Source organism: Vibrio frigidus (assembly GCF_042465995.1).
Classification (GTDB): Bacteria; Pseudomonadota; Gammaproteobacteria; order Enterobacterales; family Vibrionaceae; genus Vibrio.
In genome coordinates this window covers 293,305-310,900 of sequence record NZ_JBCDMC010000006.1, presented here as the reverse complement: position 1 = coordinate 310,900, position 17,596 = coordinate 293,305, and the positions used below count along the sequence as shown (strand labels likewise).

The following is a 17,596-nucleotide window of genomic DNA, read 5'->3' as shown; positions in this document are numbered from 1 at the left end:
TATTAATCTAATGCCCATTGGATTGAGTTGGCTAACAAAGTGGCGCCGTAAGTCGTCATAATTGATTCAGGATGAAATTGGTACCCACATAATCTGTCTTGTTCGTGAACCACCGACATAACCAAACCATTTACCTGTGCGGTAATCATAAGATCTTCTGGTACGGATGTCGCAACCAAAGAGTGGTATCGAGCGACGGCAAGTGGTGATGGTAACCCTTGATAAACCTTGTGGTTTTGGTGTTCCATCATCGATACTTTTCCATGGACAATCTCGCCAGCACCTTCAACGGTGCCTCCGTATGCTTCAACGATTGCTTGATGTCCTAGGCAAATTCCAATGATGGGCACCTTGCCTTTCATTAACTGAAGTAACTCGGGCATACTCCCTGCGTCTGAAGGCGCACCGGGGCCGGGAGACAGAATAATCACAGGGTTGTCTAATTGAGCAACGGCATTCTCTATGGTTGTTGCGGCTATATTGTTGCGATATATCGTTACATGATGTCCGAGAGAACGAAACTGATCCACTAGGTTGTAAGTGAAAGAGTCAAAGTTATCGATGAAAACTAAATTTGCCATGTCACTTACTCCGTATGTGCGAGTTGGATAGCGGAAATGACCGCTTGTGCTTTACCGCGAGTCTCATCGGCTTCAGCTTGAGGGTCTGAATCGTAGACCACGCCAGCACCTGCCTGTACTTGTGCAATGCCATCTTCTACGTAGGCGGCTCGAATAACAATACAGGTGTCTAGATCGCCTTGCCCGGTGAAATAACCGACGGCGCCTCCGTAACTGCCACGTCTCACTTGTTCAACGTCCCGGATAAGCTGCATTGCGCGAATTTTAGGTGCGCCAGTTAACGTTCCCATGTTCATACAGGCCTGATAAGCATGCAGCGCGTCTAAGTCATCGCGAAGTTGACCAACAACGCGAGAGACCAAGTGCATGACATGGCTGTATCTATCCACCTTTAAAAGGTCTGCCACGTGGCGTGAGCCTGCAGTACTTATACGAGCAACATCATTTCTCGCTAAATCTACCAACATCATATGTTCAGCGTTCTCTTTCATATCACTACGCAGGTCGAGTTCAACACGGCCATCTAGATCTAAGTTAATGGAACCATCTGGATTTTTACCGCGACGTCGAGTCCCGGCGATGGGGTATATTTCTACTTGATTGGTTTCAGAGGAATATTTTAATGCACTTTCTGGTGATGCGCCGAAAAGGGTAAATAGCTCGTCGTGCATGTAGAACATGTAAGGGCTAGGGTTGCTTTTCTTGAGCCCTTTATATGAGCCCAAAGGTGAAGGGCAGGGTAATGTGAATCTTCTCGAAGGAACGACCTGAAAAACATCACCTTTAACAACATATTGTTTTAGATCGCGAACCGTTTGACAAAAGTCTTCGTCTAATACGCTCGGGACCGCTTCGCACGCCTTTAATTTAACGGTATCTCGCAGAGGTGCGGGGTCTTCACTGTGGTCACAGATTTCAGTTAGTCGTTGTTGTATTTGGTTCGTGGATACTTCTGTACCATCAAATACAGATCCTTGAACCAAACAAGTCTGTGATTGGTGGTCAATAACCATCAGTGTTTCGGCTAAGTAAAAGACATAATCTGGACAGTTGTTCGTTTGTTCAGCACGGCCTAGAGGTTCGAAGTTCGCAACCAAATCGTACGAGAAAAGCCCGCCAATAAATAAAGCGAAGTTGTCCTTATTCTCGGTATCAAAGCTGTGTTGGATAATACGCAAAGCATCGAATGAAGAGGCCTCTTTTAAACGGCTGTCTTCATCTATATCTGTGTCAGCCTGAGGAAAGTCTAGTTGTAGGTTTTCACCCTCCTTGTTAATGGCAACATTTCCGGTGACATGTGAAGCAATTCGCGCTAAGGCGTTGATGCCATTTTGAGACAGTGGTTGCATCTCAACATGATGTCCATTACAGACCACGCGCACAGCCGCGTCTATCAACAACATGCTCTTTAGATCTTCTTTTGAATCGATATCCGCTGATTCTAAAAGGAGACTATTTGTTTTGTCTGCACACAACACTTGAAAAAGGCGAGTTGGGTCTTCGGAATAAGGAACAGATAGAGAGATAACATCTAACTTGCCCTTTTGTGTAATTTGAATCGCCTTATTCATAAGACATCCTCTGTTAATGCTAAATTTGGAGCGGTTGCATCCAGTTTCTCATAAACACTTACGCTACCCAATAATTAATGAAATCAAACTGTTGCTATTTTGTTCAGTTAACAAGTTATCTTTGAAAAATAGATCACCATTAACATTAGATTCAAAAATGAGTAAGTGGAAGCAATAAAAAAACCCGTCATATAGACGGGTTTTAAACTAAATTCTGTATATCAAACAGTCTCGTTACCCCGTCAAGTTCCTAAACCGATACGCCACCAACGAAGCTCAGACACAATGTCTGCTCTTTTATCGCTAGGCTTTTGGTTAGATTCTTGTAACATAGTGTATTATTCCCGTTTGAAAGTTGTACTAGTAAACTAGTACTAGAGGCTAAAGTCAAGTAATAAATGAAAATTGATCTACACTGCCATACAACCGCTTCTGATGGGCGATTAACTCCGACGGAAATCGTCGATAGGGCAATTGAATTTGATGTACGCGTTTTAGCGATTACTGACCATGATACGATAGATGGCTTAGCGCCTGCGTTTGAATATGTTGATAAGAACAAACTGAATATTAAACTGATTCGTGGCATTGAGATTTCAACGGTCTGGCAAAATAAAGATATCCACGTAGTCGGATTAAATATAGATGAATGCAACCTTGAACTACTGACTCTTATTCAAGAGCAAAAGCAGAGGAGAGTGGAACGCTCTGAACTGATGGCACAAAGGCTTGCAAAGGTCACTAAAGAAACGGTGCTAGCTGAGGTAAAAGACATCGCTTCAGGCGCCCCCATTACTCGATCTCACTTTGCCAAGTGGCTTGTGGATAATGGGTATGCGAAAACCATGCAACAGGTTTTTAAAAAATACTTAACGCGAGACAAGCCCGGTTATGTGCCGCCGAACTGGTGTTCTATAGCAGAGGCGGTTGCCGCTATTCATGCCGCTGGAGGTGATGCTGTTTTGGCGCATCCCGGACGATATCAGTTAACCGCAAAGTGGACCAAACGATTGATATCAGCTTTTGTGGAAGCAGATGGAAACGGAATGGAAATCGCGTTGCCTCAACAAGGTCAACAAGAAAGGCGAAACCTTGCCGATTATGCTATACAATACAACCTATTAGCGTCTCAAGGGTCCGATTTTCATTATCCATCCCCTTGGACGGAGCTGGGACGTAATCTTTGGTTACCTTCTGGTGTAGAACCAATATGGAAAGATTGGGGTATAAACCCAGCCTAAGATACCGATACGTCGGTAGTGAGGAATTATTATGAGTCAATTTTTTTATGTACACCCAGAAAATCCGCAAGCTCGGTTGATTAGCCAAGCGGTTGAGATTATTCGAACCGGTGGTGTTGTTGTCTACCCTACCGATTCTGGTTATGCACTTGGGTGTCAGCTAGAAAACAAACAAGCATTAGACACTATTTGTCGCATTCGTAAACTGGATGATAAACACAATTTTACACTTCTCTGCCGAGATCTTTCTGAATTGTCATTGTATGCGCGCGTTGATAACACCGCATTCCGTTTGCTAAAAAATAATACACCTGGTGCCTATACTTTTATTTTTAAAGGGACCAAAGAAGTGCCACGCAGACTGATGAATGCGAAACGTAAAACCATTGGTATAAGGGTTCCTGACAACCGCATTGCGCTTGATTTATTAGAAGCTTTGGGTGAACCATTAATGTCGACTACCTTGATTTTGCCAGGAAGTGACGTCGCAGAATCAGATCCAGAAGATATCAGAGACAAACTGGAGCACACGGTTGATCTGATAATGAATGGTGGTTATTTAGGAGAGCAGCCAACAACGGTCATTGATTTTAGTAATGATGAACCTGTGGTGCTGAGATTGGGGGCAGGTGACCCATCTCCATTCGAATAGAATCAAATAAAGGAGCTTCGGTTCCTTTTTCTTTATCGAAATCGGTCAAATCGCTATCTAATTCTAATGAAAATAATGTATAATCCCCGACCGCATTTTTATTGCATTTTTGTTTGTTCGATGAAAATCGTGCAAGAGATATTTTTTTAAATTACTGACGTCTGTGAAGACGACAACCACAGGTATATTGATGAGCGAAAAACTACAGAAAATTTTAGCCAGAGCCGGTCACGGTTCACGACGTGAGCTAGAAACATTAATCAAATCAGGCCGTGTAAGCGTTAACGGTAAAGTTGCGAAGCTCGGTGAGCGCCTAGAAGACGATAATTCAGTGATCCGTATGGACGGACATGTTATCTCCATTAAAGAAGATGACGATGAAGTATGTCGTGTATTAGCGTATTACAAACCTGAAGGCGAATTATGTACTCGCTCTGATCCTGAAGGTCGTAGAACTGTATTTGATCGCTTGCCTAAAATTCGTGGTGCACGCTGGATCTCTGTAGGGCGTCTGGATGCAAATACATCTGGTTTACTGTTATTTACCACAGACGGTGAGTTAGCCAACCGCTTGATGCACCCTAGCCGTCAGGTTGAGCGTGAATATCTAGTCCGCGTATTTGGTGAAATAGACGAGAAAAAGGTTCGTAATGTTGTTCAAGGTGTGAAACTTGAAGACGGCATGGCACGATTCGAAGATGTGGTTTATGCAGGTGGTGAAGGTATGAATCATACTTTCTACGTGGTGATTAACGAAGGGCGTAACCGTGAAGTCCGTCGCTTATGGGAGTCACAACACACAACAGTAAGTCGTTTAAAGCGTGTTCGTTATGGCGATATTTACCTAGAGAAAACATTACCACGTGGTGGTTGGATGGAACTCGAGCTGAAAGAAGTTAACTACTTGCGTGAGCTAGTTGAATTGAAGCCAGAAAAAAATACAGTGATCGATCTAGATAAAAATAATACATCTCGTAAACGCGAACGTTCACGTCATCAGAAAATTCGCCGCGCAGTTAGGCGTCATGAAGAAAGAGTGACAGCCCCTAAAGGTCGTGGAAATAGAAACCGTAAAGTAAGAAAATAGCGTAAACGACAAATAATAGATGAATAATAAAAAACGGGTTATACATGGTATAACCCGTTTTTGCATTCAATTAAGTTTAATCTCTTTTCCAAAATACATGACAGAACTTATGCTCTGGAGTACGACTAACGAGCATTCTAGCAAATACATCATCAAGTACATCCGATTCTTCATCCACTAAGCCAATGCGAATCTCAGCATAGACTTCTTTGTCTACTTCAAAGCCGACTTCTGCTGCCCAATCATCACCGGTCTCCACCAATTCTGCAGCGCCTCGATCTTCGAACTGTGCGGTGAATAGAATGACATCTGCAGGTTCTAGGTTATCAGGCGCCATTTCTAAGAAGATATCGTATGCAACGTCAATAACATCATCATACGAAATGAGTTCTTCCTGATCGCTTTGATTACTTTCGTTGTTATCTACCATATGATTTGCCCTAATCTGCTCTACTTGTGTATTTGCTTTCGGCGGTGTTGATTTTTACTTTGTCGCCAGACCCAATGTATTCAGGTACCTGAATAGTGAGTCCCGTCGCGAAGCGAGCAGGCTTAGAACGCGCAGAAGCAGAAGCGCCCTTGATAGAAGGGTCGGTCTCTTCGATGACCATTTCAACGGAAGCGGGTAACTCAATAGCAACAGATTTGTCATTGATCAATACAACCTGTATCCCTTGTGTCTCTTCGTTGATAAATAGTAATTCCTCTTTGATGTCATCGCCGTTGAAGTTGTACTGAGTGTAATCTTCGTTATCCATAAAGACATATTCATCACCGTCAATGTAAGAGAACATCACATTGCGTTTTGTCATATCAACGGTTTCTAAAAGCTCGTCACTTTTAAATCCTTCTTCTACCTTGCCGCCTGTCATTAAATCTTTGAAGCGAAATTTATAGATTTTCGCTCCGCCACGCCCACCGGGAGTGGTGATGTCGAAATCTTTAACAAGTAAAATTTTACCGTTTAGGCTTACAGCAAAGCCTTTTTTTATATCACTAGCCTTTGTCATCGTTCTGACCTTTAAATGTATAAGTTGACCAATAAATTGGGGCACAAGGAATAGAATACAACCTCTGGTTTTAAATCCAATATTTACAAGGCATAATTGAGCTCAAAATAAGATTTAGATTCGGTTTTTACCATTTTAGGTTTTTTTTTAATCATTAACGACCAATAGCGAGCAACTTTGTGCCATTACCAGTGATAGATCCGAGCGCCCCTTGGCAAGAAGAATATCGTAGAGTCATTCAAGAATTAATTCCAGCGCTTGAAAGTGGGTTAGGTAGTAACCTCCACAGCATCTACCTTTATGGCAGCGTGGCGAGAAAGTGCGCCGTGCCGGGTAAATCCAATCTTGATTTGGTAGTGGTCACAAGACGCCAGCCGGATGCAAGGTTTCAGACGTTATTGAGCACGATAAAATGGCGATATAAAAAAGCATTCCCGTTGATTACTGACTTATCTTTTCAGTTCCCTTTGGTCAAAGATATTTTAGCGATAGAAAGTGTTATCACTTGGGGCTTCATGTTGAAACATTGCTGTGTTTGTGTCTCCGGCGATGACTTGTCAACTCGTTACGGCGAATTCGAACCGAGTTGGGAGATCGCTAAGTTTTGGAATATGGATGTCGATGAATGGATAGCAACTTATCGGCGGAGAATCGCGCAAGCAACAAACAGAGAAGAGCAGATTAAATGCCAAGTGATCATTGCTAAAAAATTACTCAGAGCTAGTTACTCTGTGATCATGAATAAAGACAAAGGATGGTATGATGATCCGAGCGAATGTGGTGAGAAGTTTCTGAATTACTATCCGGACAAACATATAGATATTGAGCGGCTTAATATACTTCTTTCAGGTAGATATATACCTAAACGTTCAATTATTGGGATCTTAGATAGTTACGGTAGCTGGTTAGTCAAATCTTATAAAAAAACAGAGTTTAGGATTGGTTAATGCCAACCCAATGAACATGAAAATAGTTCACTTAAGTCAAAATAGGCCCAACTGTGGCGCGTTTATGCTTTCAAAGTCGAGTCCGATAAAAGGCAATATAGCATCGGCAACGGGCAATAGCTGCTTATCAATGTAATGCTGATAATCAATGGCACTCTGTCTGTATTCTTCTGGTTCCGGCCCATTTAACGTAATTATGTATTCGATACGACCTCGGTTTTGATATTGAAGAGGTCGACCTAATTTTGCATTAATTTCATCTGCCATACGAGCCGCTTTCACTTGTGGTGGTACGTTTTTTTGATACTCGCTGAGCTTACGCCTTAACCTTTTCTGGTAGGTCAGTTTATCGTCATACTCACCATTGAGCGTTGCTTCTACATAACGGCGAACATAGTCAGTCGGGTCAATATCATGAAAAATCATTTCATAGAGTTCTTGTTGGAACTGTTGAGATAATACCGTCCAGTCGGTGCGCGCACTTTCTAGCCCTTTAAACACAATATGTTCCGCCTTTCCTTCGCCAATAAGTCCTGCATAGCGTTTCTTGGAACCTGTCTCGGAACCTCTAATCGTTGGCATCAAAAATTTTCGGTAATGGGTTTCATACTCGAGCTCTAAACAAGAGGATAGACCGTATTGATGCTGTATATGGTTGGTCCACCAATCGTTTATGTGGTCGATCAATTCTTTGCCTATTTCGTCTGCTTCAGATGTTGGTAAGGCGCGGGTCAGGGAGACAAAGGTTGAATCTGTATCACCATAAATGACAATGTACCCTTTTTGTTCGATTAATTGCCTTGTGCGCTTCATTATTTCATGACCACGCATGGTTATAGAGGAGGCAAGGCGGACATCGAAAAAACGACAACCAGACGAGCCGAGTACGCCGTAAAAAGAGTTCATAATGATTTTTATCGCTTGCGAAAAGGCCTTTTCATTGTTTTTCTTAGCGTTATCTCTCGCTGACCATAAATCTTCTATCATTTTTGGGAGAAAGTGCTTGGTTCGGTGAAACTGCCCACCAACAAAACCTTCTACCGCTTGGTCTTGTTTGTTCCCTGTTGTCAGTTTCAGACCTTCTACTAACCCTAAAGGATCAATTAAGAACGAACGGATGATAGAAGGATAAAGGCTCTTAAAATCCAATACCAAAACAGAATCGTACAATCCCGGTAAAGAATCCATCACGTAGCCACCAGGACTGGCTTGCCAGTTTTTAGTCTGAAGGTTAGGGGCCACGTAACCAGCCCGGTGAAGCTGTGGCAAATATAGATTAGTGAATGCGGCGACAGATCCGCCCATGCGGTCTAGTTCTATACCAGTTAATCTTGAACGTTCAATGACAAATTCTATTAAATGAGTGTGTTGGAAAATTCGATTTACCAACACACAATCTTGCAAATTGTATTTTGCTAATGCCGGTTTGTTATGGCGGAACATGTTGTTTATTTCTGCCATTCTGTCGTGGACGTTATGTATTGCCTTACCTTCGGAAAGCAGTTCTTGAGAAACGGACTCTAGAGACCACGAACGGAACGAATAGGTGGCGGTTTTAAGTGTATCAATACCATCCAATACCACTCTACCAGGAATAGAAATGAACCCTTGTTGCGTTTGGTTGGATTGCCTGAAGTACGCATTTTGATTTCCTCTACCAATGGAAAGTTTTAGTCCATGCCATTCGGCCCTTTTGACTAATAACCTGAAATCAAAATCCACCACCATCCAACCAAGAATAAGATCTGGGTCATATTGTTTAAACCAGTCAATGAGTGCGATTAACAGCATCTTTTCATTTTGAACCCATTGAACTGGGGTTTCGCAAGGCTCTGGTGAGCCAATCATAATCACACGATTATCAAGAGGTGAAGCCAATCCGACGGAATAGAGAATGCCATTTTCTGAACATTCAATATCCAATGAGACATAGCTTAAGTTTGGATGGTACGTGCCCTTACGGCATTTCGCTTGTGTTACTTGGGTGTAGCCATTTTTTGCAGTTCTATAACCGGTAAACTCAATGCCCCCTTGAATAAATCGTTCCATTAAATATCGGTCTGCTAGGCGAACGTCGGATTCGATTGTTTCGATATCATTAGAGGTGAGTAGAGCTAAGATTTGGGTTTTTAGGTGTTGGTTTTCGCTGTAGCAGGCAACGACAGAATTTTGTTGAAAGTCTTTTAGTTCAAGCGGCCTACATTCTAGTTTCTGTCTGTGTTCCGAACAGAGGCTTTGGACTCTTGATAAATCAGTGGCTTTTATGAAAAAAAGACTTTTTTCAGATTGAATCTTTAGTTGAGTTGGCCCTTCGGGTGTATTTAGCCACAGCTCAATCAAAGTTGACCCTTTGATGTCTCTGGCGTGGCGTGTAAGGATAAACCCTTTTCCTAGATTCAATTTGTAGCCTTAGGTACTGAACATGCTTGGATAGTAGCAATTATTGTTGGCAAATAGCCAGTTGGTAGCGTAGTGTTGTATCGAATAATTAACGATTGATATAAAAATCGGCAATAAATTAATTAGTTGATAATTAGTCACTATAAAAAATAATGAAAGTTTGTGCTACGACTCATATTGTAGATAAGCATTCTTGTCTAAAATAGGTTAAAATCGTTATAGTATTGCGTTCCATTTCTCAATTTGAGATTCGGTTGGCAGAGGTTAGTAGTGTGGAGATACAAGTTTGATAAATGTTTTCCTTGTAGATGATCACGAGCTAGTTCGCACAGGGATAAGACGTATAATTGAAGACGTCCGTGGAATGAACGTAGCAGGGGAAGCTGAAAGCGGTGAAAATTCTGTAAAATGGTGTCGCAGCAATCATGCGGACGTCATACTCATGGACATGAATATGCCGGGTATTGGCGGTTTGGAAGCGACAAAAAAAATATTACGGTTTAATCCTGATGTAAAAATCATTGTATTGACGGTACATACTGAAAATCCATTTCCGACAAAGGTGATGCAAGCAGGGGCTGCTGGTTATCTTACAAAGGGGGCTGCCCCAGACGAAATGGTGAATGCAATTCGAATGGTTCATAGCGGACAACGCTATATTTCCCCGGAAATTGCTCAACAGATGGCATTAAGTCAGTTTTCTTCAGCATCTGAAAATCCATTTAAAGATCTTTCGGAGCGTGAGTTACAGATCATGCTGATGATTACGAAAGGACAAAGAGTAACGGATATTTCAGAACAACTAAATCTGAGTCCAAAAACAGTCAACAGCTATCGCTATAGATTGTTCAGTAAATTAGATATCAATGGTGATGTGGAGTTAACTCATTTGGCCATTCGTCATGGAATGCTAGATACCGAGACATTGTAGTGTCGAGTAGTTTTGATTCATCCTCTTTTCTAAATACTGTCACAAATCAGCCCGGCGTATACAGAATGTATAACGCCGAGTCTGATATTATTTATGTGGGTAAAGCAAAAGACCTTAAAAAAAGGCTTTCTAGTTACTTTCGTAAAAATGTTGACGGTGAAAAAACGCGTGCTTTAGTTAGCCATATCGTAAAAATTGACGTTACTGTTACCCATACGGAAACGGAAGCTCTGATTCTTGAGCACAACTATATTAAGCAGTATTTGCCGAAATATAATGTGTTATTACGAGATGACAAATCCTACCCTTATATTTTCATAAGCGCCCATAAGCACCCCCGTTTGTCCTCTCATCGAGGCACCAAAAAACGTAAGGGTGAGTATTTTGGTCCTTATCCCGATTCAGGTGCTGTTCGAGAAACATTACATTTGCTACAGAAGATATTCCCAGTAAGGCAGTGTGAAGATACCGTTTATGGTAACCGTACTCGGCCTTGCTTAATGTATCAAATCGGGCGTTGTGCTGCACCCTGTGTGTCTGATCTCATTAGCGATGATGAGTATTCAGAACTCGTCGGTATGGTTCGACTGTTTTTGCAAGGCAAAGACAAGCAGGTTATCTCTGAACTTGTCGACAAGATGGAGCAAGCTAGCATAGCACTTCGATTTGAAGATGCGGCAAAACTAAGAGATCAAATCCAAGCAATAAGAAGGGTGCAAGAACAACAATTTGTCTCTGAAGATAGTATGGATGACCTGGATATTTTAGGTTTCGCGCAAGAAAATGGGCTAGCGTGTATTCATATATTGATGGTTAGACAAGGTAAAATATTAGGCAGCCGAAGCCATTTTCCCAAGATACCTAATAACACGGAAAGAGAAGAAGTATTTTATAGTTTTTTGAGTCAGTATTATCTTGGACACAATGAAGCGCGTACCATACCTACTCGTATTGTGTTAAATAAAGGGCTGTTTACCGAAGGTGAACCGTTACAAGAAGCGCTCACTAAGCTAGCAGGGCGTAAAGTGTCATTCCATCAAGATCCAACAGGGACCCGTGGGCAGTACTTGAAACTCGCCAACACCAATGCGTTGACCGCAATTACAACCAAAATAAACCACAAGATGACTATTAGTCAGCGCGTATCGGCTCTGCAAGATGAGTTAGGTATAGAATCAATTCGTCGCATGGAGTGTTTTGATATAAGCCACACGATGGGCGAAAGTACCATCGCATCTTGCGTTGTATTTAACCATGAAGGGCCAGTCAAGCAAGAGTATAGACGTTACAACATAACGGGTATTACAGGTGGGGATGATTATGCGGCGATGGGGCAAGTACTCGATCGACGGTATAGCAAACAGCTGGATGTGGAGAAAATCCCTGATATTATTTTCGTCGATGGTGGTAAAGGCCAACTCAATCGCGCGCATCAAATTCTTTCTTCCCATTGGGAAGATTGGCCCAAACGGCCAAGGCTTATTGGTATTGCAAAAGGTGTAACGAGAAAGCCCGGTCTAGAAACATTGATCACGATTGCAGGCGATGAGTTTAACCTGCCTAGTGACGCGCCTGCGTTACACTTAATTCAGCATATTAGAGATGAAAGTCATAATCATGCAATTGCGGGACATAGAGCAAAACGTGCGAAGACAAGAAGAACCAGTTCTTTAGAAGGCATTGAGGGTATCGGGCCCAAAAGACGCCAATCATTGCTCAAGTTTATGGGTGGACTTCAGGAACTCAAGCGAGCAAGTGTAGAAGATATAAGCAAAATACCGGGAATTAGTCTTTCTTTGGCAGAAAAGATACATCAGTCATTGAAAGAATAGTTTTTTTCCCGCACCATTACCTCGCGGTTTACAAGAGCTAACTATAATGCGTTTTACCATACCAAATATACTTACTTTATTACGACTGGCGTTAATACCAGTTTTAGTCATTGTTTTTTATCTTCCCTACAGCTGGGCTCCTTTTGCTGCGGCAATGGTCTTTTGGTTTGCTGCTGTTACAGATTATTTCGATGGCATGCTCGCCCGTAAATTGGGTCAAACTTCTCGCTTCGGTGCTTTTCTTGATCCTGTAGCCGATAAGGTAATGGTCGCAACAGCCCTTATTTTAATTACAGAGCATTACGAGACTATCTGGATAACCATTCCAGCCGTCACCATGATTTCACGAGAGATCATTATATCTGCCTTGCGAGAATGGATGGCAGAAATTGGTAAGCGAGCTAGCGTGGCTGTTTCATGGGTTGGGAAAGTCAAAACCGTGGCGCAGATGTTTGCTTTGTGGGTGTTAATATGGCGTTATGATGATTGGATGGTTTGGGTCGGATATGCGGCGCTTTACGTTGCCACGATATTAACCTATTGGTCTATGATTCAATATCTAGCGGCAGCGAAGGGTGACCTGTTAGATAAAAAACACCAATAAGTTTGAGAATGATCTAAAGGCGAGCAGAGGCTCGCTTTTTTTATCTCTAACGAAAACAACTAGGGTATTGGGTATGAGAACGGTCAAGTTATCTTACGGATTTATAGCGAATTTATGCTACTAAAGTAATCAATCTTAGCAGAACTGATCGCAAAGTAACCAAACGATACAAAAAAATAAAAATAGTGTTGACTCACCTCGGTGAATCCGTAAAATGCCTCCCGTACTCAAGAGGAACTGAATAAGTTTCTCTGGTAAGAAGAGATACAACGGCGCGTTGGCAGAGAGGCTATGCAGCGGATTGCAAATCCGTGGACCTCGGTTCGATTCCGGGACGCGCCTCCATTTCTTGATGGAATGAATTGCGATACTAGCTCAGTTGGTAGAGCGCAACCTTGCCAAGGTTGAGGTCATCGGTTCGAACCCGATGTATCGCTCCAATTTGTAAGAAGCCTTAGCAGAAATGCTAGGGCTTTTTTACGCCTGAATATTGATGAAACAATATTAACTCCGCTGGTCGAGGGAAACGCTTGCCAAGGTTGAGGTCATCGGTTCGAACCCGATGTATCGCTCCAATTTGTAAGAAGCCTTAGCAGAAATGCTAGGGCTTTTTTACGCCTGAATATTGATGAAACAATATTAACTCCGCTGGTCGAGGGAAACGCTTGCCAAGGTTGAGGTCATCGGTTCGAACCCGATGTATCGCTCCAATTTGTAAGAAGCCTTAGCCGAAATGCTGGGGCTTTTTTACGCCTGAATATTGATGAAACAATATTAACTCCGCTCGTCGAGGGAAACGCTTGCCAAGGTTGAGGTCATCGGTTCGAACCCGATGTATCGCTCCAATTTGTAAGAAGCCTTAGCAGAAATGCTAGGGCTTTTTTACGTTTAGATTTCAATACCAATCAACGCCCGTCATTCCCGTGAAAACGGGAATCTTGTCAAAACAGCATTACTCCTCCGATGGAATGACGGGGTATAAGGAAAAAATTCGGTGCAGAGAATGGTCGAGTGAAACGCTAGCCAAGGTGTGAGCTCATTGGTTCAAACCCAAACAGTAGAATCAAAAAAGGAAGCACAAGTGCTTCCTTTTGGAATAGGATTGTTTTCGCCTACTACGCGGCTTCTACTGTCGAAATTAAGCTGTTGTCAGTGCCAAAGCTATTTCTTACATAGTCATCTGCAGCTTGATCGTTCTCCCAGCTTTCACCATCGATTAGATAGCGAAATTGGAACGTGTCACCTTTTGGCAAACGAAGCTTTAGCGTGAATGCTTTGTTCTTTTTGTTCAATTTCATTGGCGTCGCTTCCCAGCTATTGAAATCACCTGCGATTGCGACACTGGTTTCTTCACTTTGAGGCCACTCGAATGTTACTTCTACTTCGTCTTTAGTTTTAAAAAAGCGCTTCTTCAACATTTATTTTTCCTATAGATACCAAACATAATGCCTAATTTGTAGTCGATTTTGTGACGCAGTTCAAGTCTTTTTAACATTACTGTGATTTCTGATGTTGGTGATTATCGTAGTACACCGTTTGGTTTTGGGGGCGAACATCTGTTAACCCTATGCTGCGTAAGGATTAATTTATAAATAAGCAATTGATATTGTGTGTAAAAATTAAAATGAAATTTTTAGAAAGTATTTGTGTCAACAGTGTGAATTGCGTTTTCTGCTGGATAAATGATATTAGAAGGCAATGCGTTTAGGTCTGAATAAAGGAACCAATTAACACAATCATTGTTTATGTGCTGTAATTGTTAATACATTTTACAGGTATTAACCTGTTATCTTTACATATCGGAAAAATAATTGCCTAAAAAAAGTACAGCCGAACGATTATTCACGAGTAAACGGTACAACGCCGAAGCTGAGAGTGTCGCTAGAAAAATAACTGAGCAGACTCTAATACGACATGCTCAATGGCTTGTTAGTATGCGATATTTGGTGGATCAAGCTGATGTAGACACCATATTAAGCGCTCAAGGTGAGTATTGTGAATCAGTCATTTTTGAAGAAAAAGAACGCATCACGGAAAATCAAAGGGTGCTTTTACAGTGCGAAAAATTAAAAGTAATTGAAAGGCAGGAGCGATTAGAAGAGCGGCAGTTCATTTTAGATAAAGTGGTAACACGTGTAGCAATGAAAACAGAGCGGCTGATGATAGAGAAGCTTTCTACATTATCGGTTGATAGGCTTATTTGGGGCTTTCCGCAGTTTGACCATTTCAGTTCATTTGCTTATTCAGCCTCATTAAATTTTTCAAAGCTAGGTTCATTAACAGCGTTAAGCCAATCACTTAAATCCAACGTACTTGACTTGGTTGGTAATTCGAAGTTTTGTGAGTTGCTTGGTAAACTCCCTAAACACACGAACGACCCTAGCGTTGCCATTGGTTATATCGGTATCAATAACTGCCGTAGGCTATTTCCAGTACTAATGGCGAAGCCGTTGCTCAGATGGTCAGATAAAAACACCAAAATAATGTCACCCAAGCTATGGCAGCAACTGATTGTTACCGCGAACGTCACAAGACTACGCTTAGTAAAAGCAGGGTATAAGGAGCCGGACGAAGGTATTCTTCTCGGAACCATTCGATCGTTAGCGCAAATCGCCATCTGTAATTATTTTTCGCAATTCTTTGAAGACGCACTTGTCGGCGTAATGAAAGAGTGTAGAGAGAATGAAGACATGGAATCTTATTTTGCGTGCGCAGAAGTAAAACCAACATTAGCCGTGTTGCCTAATGTTATTTATAAACTAGATCGACTATTAACCGAGAGGATAATTCAGCATATAGAATGGGACCAACGAGTCTTGCACCTACGGGGCGCTTTGCTGGAAGACGTATCCGATACCCCTATATTGAAGAGAAGCTTGCATGGCGTTGCACTAGGGCAGGCTAGGGCATTTGCTATCTATGATATGTTAGATAGAAGCTCAGCGTTTGTAGATAAACACGCACCTTATTGGTTTGCAAATGTCCAATTAGATGGTGAAGCGCTTGACGCATTAAAAAACAGTAACCCCGGTAAGTTGACGCTTTCTATGTAGTTTTAATTCTAAATGACTATTTTTTCCTCTTTGAGATTAAAAAATAGTCATACGGTTAAAAAGTTAATAATTTTTGGTTGACTCATTTTCTGAATCCAGTAAAGTACAGCCCTGTTCTGGAAGCGAAGTTAAACGCTTTATAGAAACAAAATTTGCGATATTGACTTGTCAGTATCAAGATGGTGTCTAACTAAAGTCAGTTAGTAGCATAGCAAGAAAGAATTGCGTGCCCTGGTGGTGGAATTGGTAGACACAAGGGATTTAAAATCCCTCGGCGTTCGCGCTGTGCCGGTTCAAGTCCGGCCCGGGGCACCATCTAATAAAGTCTGTATTCGATGAATGCAGCACTGCGACACTAGCTCAGTTGGTAGAGCGCAACCTTGCCAAGGTTGAGGTCATCGGTTCGAACCCGATGTGTCGCTCCAATTTGTAGAAGCCTTAGCAGAAATGCTAGGGCTTTTTTACGTCTAGGCCTTAATGCTATCAACGTTCGTCATTCTCTTCCTCCGCCAAGCGAATAATGGGGTATAAGGAAGTAATGAAGTGCATAACATGGTAGAGGAGAAACGCTTGCCAAGGTTGAGGTCATCGGTTCGAACCCGATGTGTCGCTCCAATTTGTAGAAGCCTTAGCAGAAATGCTAGGGCTTTTTTACGTCTAGACTTCAATGCCAATCACGTTCGTCATTCCTATATTAAACCGCGTGGGCTTGGGTGGCTCCGGGTGAATAGTTGAAATGGCGCTTAAACTCACGGCTAAATTGCGAAGCACTATTGTAGCCAACAATGCGTGCAGCTTCAGATGCACGGCATCCATCAAGCATGATCAAATCGCGAGCCTTGCTTAATCGGACTTTCTTGAGGTATTGAAGAGGGGACTCCGCTGTAACCTGCTTAAATACACGATGGAAGGCGGGGACACTCATAAAGGCCTCGGCGGCGAGTTCATCTACCGTAAGTGGTGATGCGTAATCTGAATGCAATCGGTCCAGAACTTTTGCAAGCTTTGCATAATTTCCTTCCGTATTTGCACGTTCATATAGAATATGTCCCATTGGACCTTTAAGCACTCGATAGATGATTTCTTTTACGATGTCTTCCCCAAGAAATTCGGCTTCTGAATCATGCTGTAAAACCTGCATAAGCTTCAAAAAGGCATCTTCTAGTGGATCAGACATTGACATGCAGTTCATACCAAGACAACTGCGGTTTAAGGGGGCAACAGTTTCGGAGTCGTATTGGTCAATATGGTTTATTATCGAATGGAGTTGTTTTGGTGCTATATCGATCTTAAGGCCCATAATCGGCTTGTTATCTTCCGCTTCAGATTCACATTCAAGTGGTAGTGGGACACCGAACACAACAAAATCGCCTTGGCCATAAGTCATTTTGTGCTCACCGAGATAAATGTTCTTGATACCTTGACCGATAACGACTATTCCAGATTCATAGACAAGGGGCTCTCTTGGACGAGATCTTCCTGAGCGATAAAATTTAACACCCGGTATCACAGTGCTGACCAGACCTTCGAGCTGGCCCAATTGTTTGTTATCAACGTATGAGTCCATATAGCGGACGAACTGTTTCATGGTGAACTCCTTTATTAATATCTGTTCAAAATAGCAAAAGTGATACTTTTGGGCAAATATTTGACATAAATAGGTATTTATATACAGTTTAATTGTCAG

The 17,596-nt window shown here is 42.1% G+C and carries 15 protein-coding genes, 4 tRNA genes and 1 other annotated feature; of the genes, 12 read left to right on the top strand and 7 right to left on the bottom strand.

Annotated features, from left to right (window positions below; all coding sequences use genetic code 11):
• Positions 1-2: 2 nt before the first annotated feature.
• Together AACW90_RS12520 and AACW90_RS12515 are read right to left on the bottom strand one after the other, a co-directional pair.
• Positions 3-581, bottom strand: coding sequence for an aminodeoxychorismate/anthranilate synthase component II (locus tag AACW90_RS12520; protein ID WP_390234878.1), 579 nt, complete (start codon positions 579-581; stop codon positions 3-5).
• 5 nt (positions 582-586) lie between these two features.
• Positions 587-2,152, bottom strand: a complete 1,566-nt coding sequence (locus tag AACW90_RS12515; protein WP_390234875.1) for an anthranilate synthase component 1 — start codon at positions 2,150-2,152, stop codon at positions 587-589.
• Between the two features lie 174 nt (positions 2,153-2,326).
• Positions 2,327-2,427: a sequence feature (Trp leader region), on the bottom strand.
• Positions 2,428-2,550: 123 nt separating this feature from the next.
• On the opposite strand from AACW90_RS12515, the gene rnm reads away from it, so the two are divergent.
• The 3 genes from rnm to rluB all read left to right on the top strand — a co-directional run bounded on the left by rnm (position 2,551) and on the right by rluB (position 5,132).
• Positions 2,551-3,393, top strand: a complete 843-nt coding sequence (rnm, locus tag AACW90_RS12510) for an RNase RNM (RefSeq protein ID WP_390234873.1) — start codon at positions 2,551-2,553, stop codon at positions 3,391-3,393.
• A 31-nt stretch (positions 3,394-3,424) separates the two neighbouring features.
• On the top strand, positions 3,425-4,045 hold the full coding sequence (locus tag AACW90_RS12505) for an L-threonylcarbamoyladenylate synthase (RefSeq protein WP_390234870.1): 621 nt from the start codon (positions 3,425-3,427) through the stop codon (positions 4,043-4,045).
• A gap of 190 nt (positions 4,046-4,235) precedes the next feature.
• Positions 4,236-5,132: a 23S rRNA pseudouridine(2605) synthase RluB gene (gene rluB / locus AACW90_RS12500; RefSeq protein WP_275136347.1), complete on the top strand. Its 897-nt coding sequence runs from the start codon at positions 4,236-4,238 to the stop codon at positions 5,130-5,132.
• Positions 5,133-5,208: 76 nt separating this feature from the next.
• On the opposite strand, the gene AACW90_RS12495 is transcribed toward rluB, so the two are convergent.
• Positions 5,209-5,562 (bottom strand): HI1450 family dsDNA-mimic protein, encoded by a 354-nt coding sequence (locus AACW90_RS12495; protein WP_390234868.1) that lies wholly within the window; start codon positions 5,560-5,562, stop codon positions 5,209-5,211.
• A gap of 10 nt (positions 5,563-5,572) precedes the next feature.
• Positions 5,573-6,142, bottom strand: coding sequence for an elongation factor P-like protein EfpL (efpL, locus tag AACW90_RS12490; RefSeq protein WP_195703011.1), 570 nt, complete (start codon positions 6,140-6,142; stop codon positions 5,573-5,575).
• A gap of 179 nt (positions 6,143-6,321) precedes the next feature.
• Between efpL and AACW90_RS12485 the strand changes: the two genes are divergently transcribed.
• On the top strand, positions 6,322-7,089 hold the full coding sequence (locus AACW90_RS12485) for a nucleotidyltransferase domain-containing protein (RefSeq protein WP_390234865.1): 768 nt from the start codon (positions 6,322-6,324) through the stop codon (positions 7,087-7,089).
• A 36-nt stretch (positions 7,090-7,125) separates the two neighbouring features.
• On the opposite strand, the gene AACW90_RS12480 is transcribed toward AACW90_RS12485, so the two are convergent.
• Positions 7,126-9,489, bottom strand: a complete 2,364-nt coding sequence (locus AACW90_RS12480; protein ID WP_390234862.1) for a DNA polymerase II — start codon at positions 9,487-9,489, stop codon at positions 7,126-7,128.
• Positions 9,490-9,775: 286 nt separating this feature from the next.
• Here AACW90_RS12480 and uvrY point away from each other — a divergent pair, with 286 nt between their 5' ends.
• The 5 genes from uvrY to AACW90_RS12455 all read left to right on the top strand — a co-directional run bounded on the left by uvrY (position 9,776) and on the right by AACW90_RS12455 (position 13,296).
• Positions 9,776-10,420 (top strand): UvrY/SirA/GacA family response regulator transcription factor, encoded by a 645-nt coding sequence (gene uvrY, locus AACW90_RS12475; RefSeq protein WP_275136351.1) that lies wholly within the window; start codon positions 9,776-9,778, stop codon positions 10,418-10,420.
• Positions 10,420-12,252: an excinuclease ABC subunit UvrC gene (gene uvrC, locus AACW90_RS12470; RefSeq protein ID WP_390234861.1), complete on the top strand. Its 1,833-nt coding sequence runs from the start codon at positions 10,420-10,422 to the stop codon at positions 12,250-12,252. Before uvrY ends, uvrC begins: the two co-directional genes overlap by 1 nt.
• Before the next feature lie 46 nt (positions 12,253-12,298).
• Positions 12,299-12,856, top strand: a complete 558-nt coding sequence (pgsA, locus tag AACW90_RS12465; protein ID WP_275136353.1) for a CDP-diacylglycerol--glycerol-3-phosphate 3-phosphatidyltransferase — start codon at positions 12,299-12,301, stop codon at positions 12,854-12,856.
• 271 nt (positions 12,857-13,127) lie between these two features.
• Positions 13,128-13,201, top strand: a tRNA-Cys gene (locus AACW90_RS12460).
• 19 nt (positions 13,202-13,220) lie between these two features.
• Positions 13,221-13,296, top strand: a tRNA-Gly gene (locus tag AACW90_RS12455).
• Between the two features lie 675 nt (positions 13,297-13,971).
• On the opposite strand, the gene AACW90_RS12450 is transcribed toward AACW90_RS12455, so the two are convergent.
• Positions 13,972-14,274 carry an isoamylase early set domain-containing protein gene (locus tag AACW90_RS12450; protein ID WP_195703017.1) on the bottom strand — a complete coding sequence of 101 codons (303 nt, stop codon included), beginning with the start codon at positions 14,272-14,274 and terminating at the stop codon, positions 13,972-13,974.
• A 393-nt stretch (positions 14,275-14,667) separates the two neighbouring features.
• On the opposite strand from AACW90_RS12450, the gene AACW90_RS12445 reads away from it, so the two are divergent.
• From AACW90_RS12445 to AACW90_RS12435, 3 genes are all read left to right on the top strand, one after another.
• Positions 14,668-15,909 (top strand): HDOD domain-containing protein, encoded by a 1,242-nt coding sequence (locus AACW90_RS12445; RefSeq protein ID WP_390234858.1) that lies wholly within the window; start codon positions 14,668-14,670, stop codon positions 15,907-15,909.
• A gap of 228 nt (positions 15,910-16,137) precedes the next feature.
• Positions 16,138-16,224 (top strand) — tRNA-Leu (locus AACW90_RS12440).
• A gap of 34 nt (positions 16,225-16,258) precedes the next feature.
• A tRNA-Gly gene (locus tag AACW90_RS12435) sits at positions 16,259-16,334 on the top strand.
• A 269-nt stretch (positions 16,335-16,603) separates the two neighbouring features.
• On the opposite strand, the gene AACW90_RS12430 is transcribed toward AACW90_RS12435, so the two are convergent.
• Positions 16,604-17,497 carry an AraC family transcriptional regulator gene (locus tag AACW90_RS12430; RefSeq protein WP_390234856.1) on the bottom strand — a complete coding sequence of 298 codons (894 nt, stop codon included), beginning with the start codon at positions 17,495-17,497 and terminating at the stop codon, positions 16,604-16,606.
• Between the last annotated feature and the right edge of the window lie 99 nt (positions 17,498-17,596).

What these genes read in the sequence shown, in the direction of transcription:
- AACW90_RS12505 (WP_390234870.1), top strand. Translation starts at nt 3,425, where the DNA reads ATGAGTCAATTTTTTTATGTACACCCAGAAAATCCGCAAGCTCGGTTG.
- AACW90_RS12495 (WP_390234868.1), bottom strand. Translation starts at nt 5,562, where the DNA reads ATGGTAGATAACAACGAAAGTAATCAAAGCGATCAGGAAGAACTCATT.
- rnm (WP_390234873.1), top strand. Translation starts at nt 2,551, where the DNA reads ATGAAAATTGATCTACACTGCCATACAACCGCTTCTGATGGGCGATTA.
- AACW90_RS12430 (WP_390234856.1), bottom strand. Translation starts at nt 17,497, where the DNA reads ATGAAACAGTTCGTCCGCTATATGGACTCATACGTTGATAACAAACAA.
- AACW90_RS12520 (WP_390234878.1), bottom strand. Translation starts at nt 581, where the DNA reads ATGGCAAATTTAGTTTTCATCGATAACTTTGACTCTTTCACTTACAAC.
- rluB (WP_275136347.1), top strand. Translation starts at nt 4,236, where the DNA reads ATGAGCGAAAAACTACAGAAAATTTTAGCCAGAGCCGGTCACGGTTCA.
- efpL (WP_195703011.1), bottom strand. Translation starts at nt 6,142, where the DNA reads ATGACAAAGGCTAGTGATATAAAAAAAGGCTTTGCTGTAAGCCTAAAC.
- AACW90_RS12515 (WP_390234875.1), bottom strand. Translation starts at nt 2,152, where the DNA reads ATGAATAAGGCGATTCAAATTACACAAAAGGGCAAGTTAGATGTTATC.
- pgsA (WP_275136353.1), top strand. Translation starts at nt 12,299, where the DNA reads ATGCGTTTTACCATACCAAATATACTTACTTTATTACGACTGGCGTTA.
- AACW90_RS12450 (WP_195703017.1), bottom strand. Translation starts at nt 14,274, where the DNA reads ATGTTGAAGAAGCGCTTTTTTAAAACTAAAGACGAAGTAGAAGTAACA.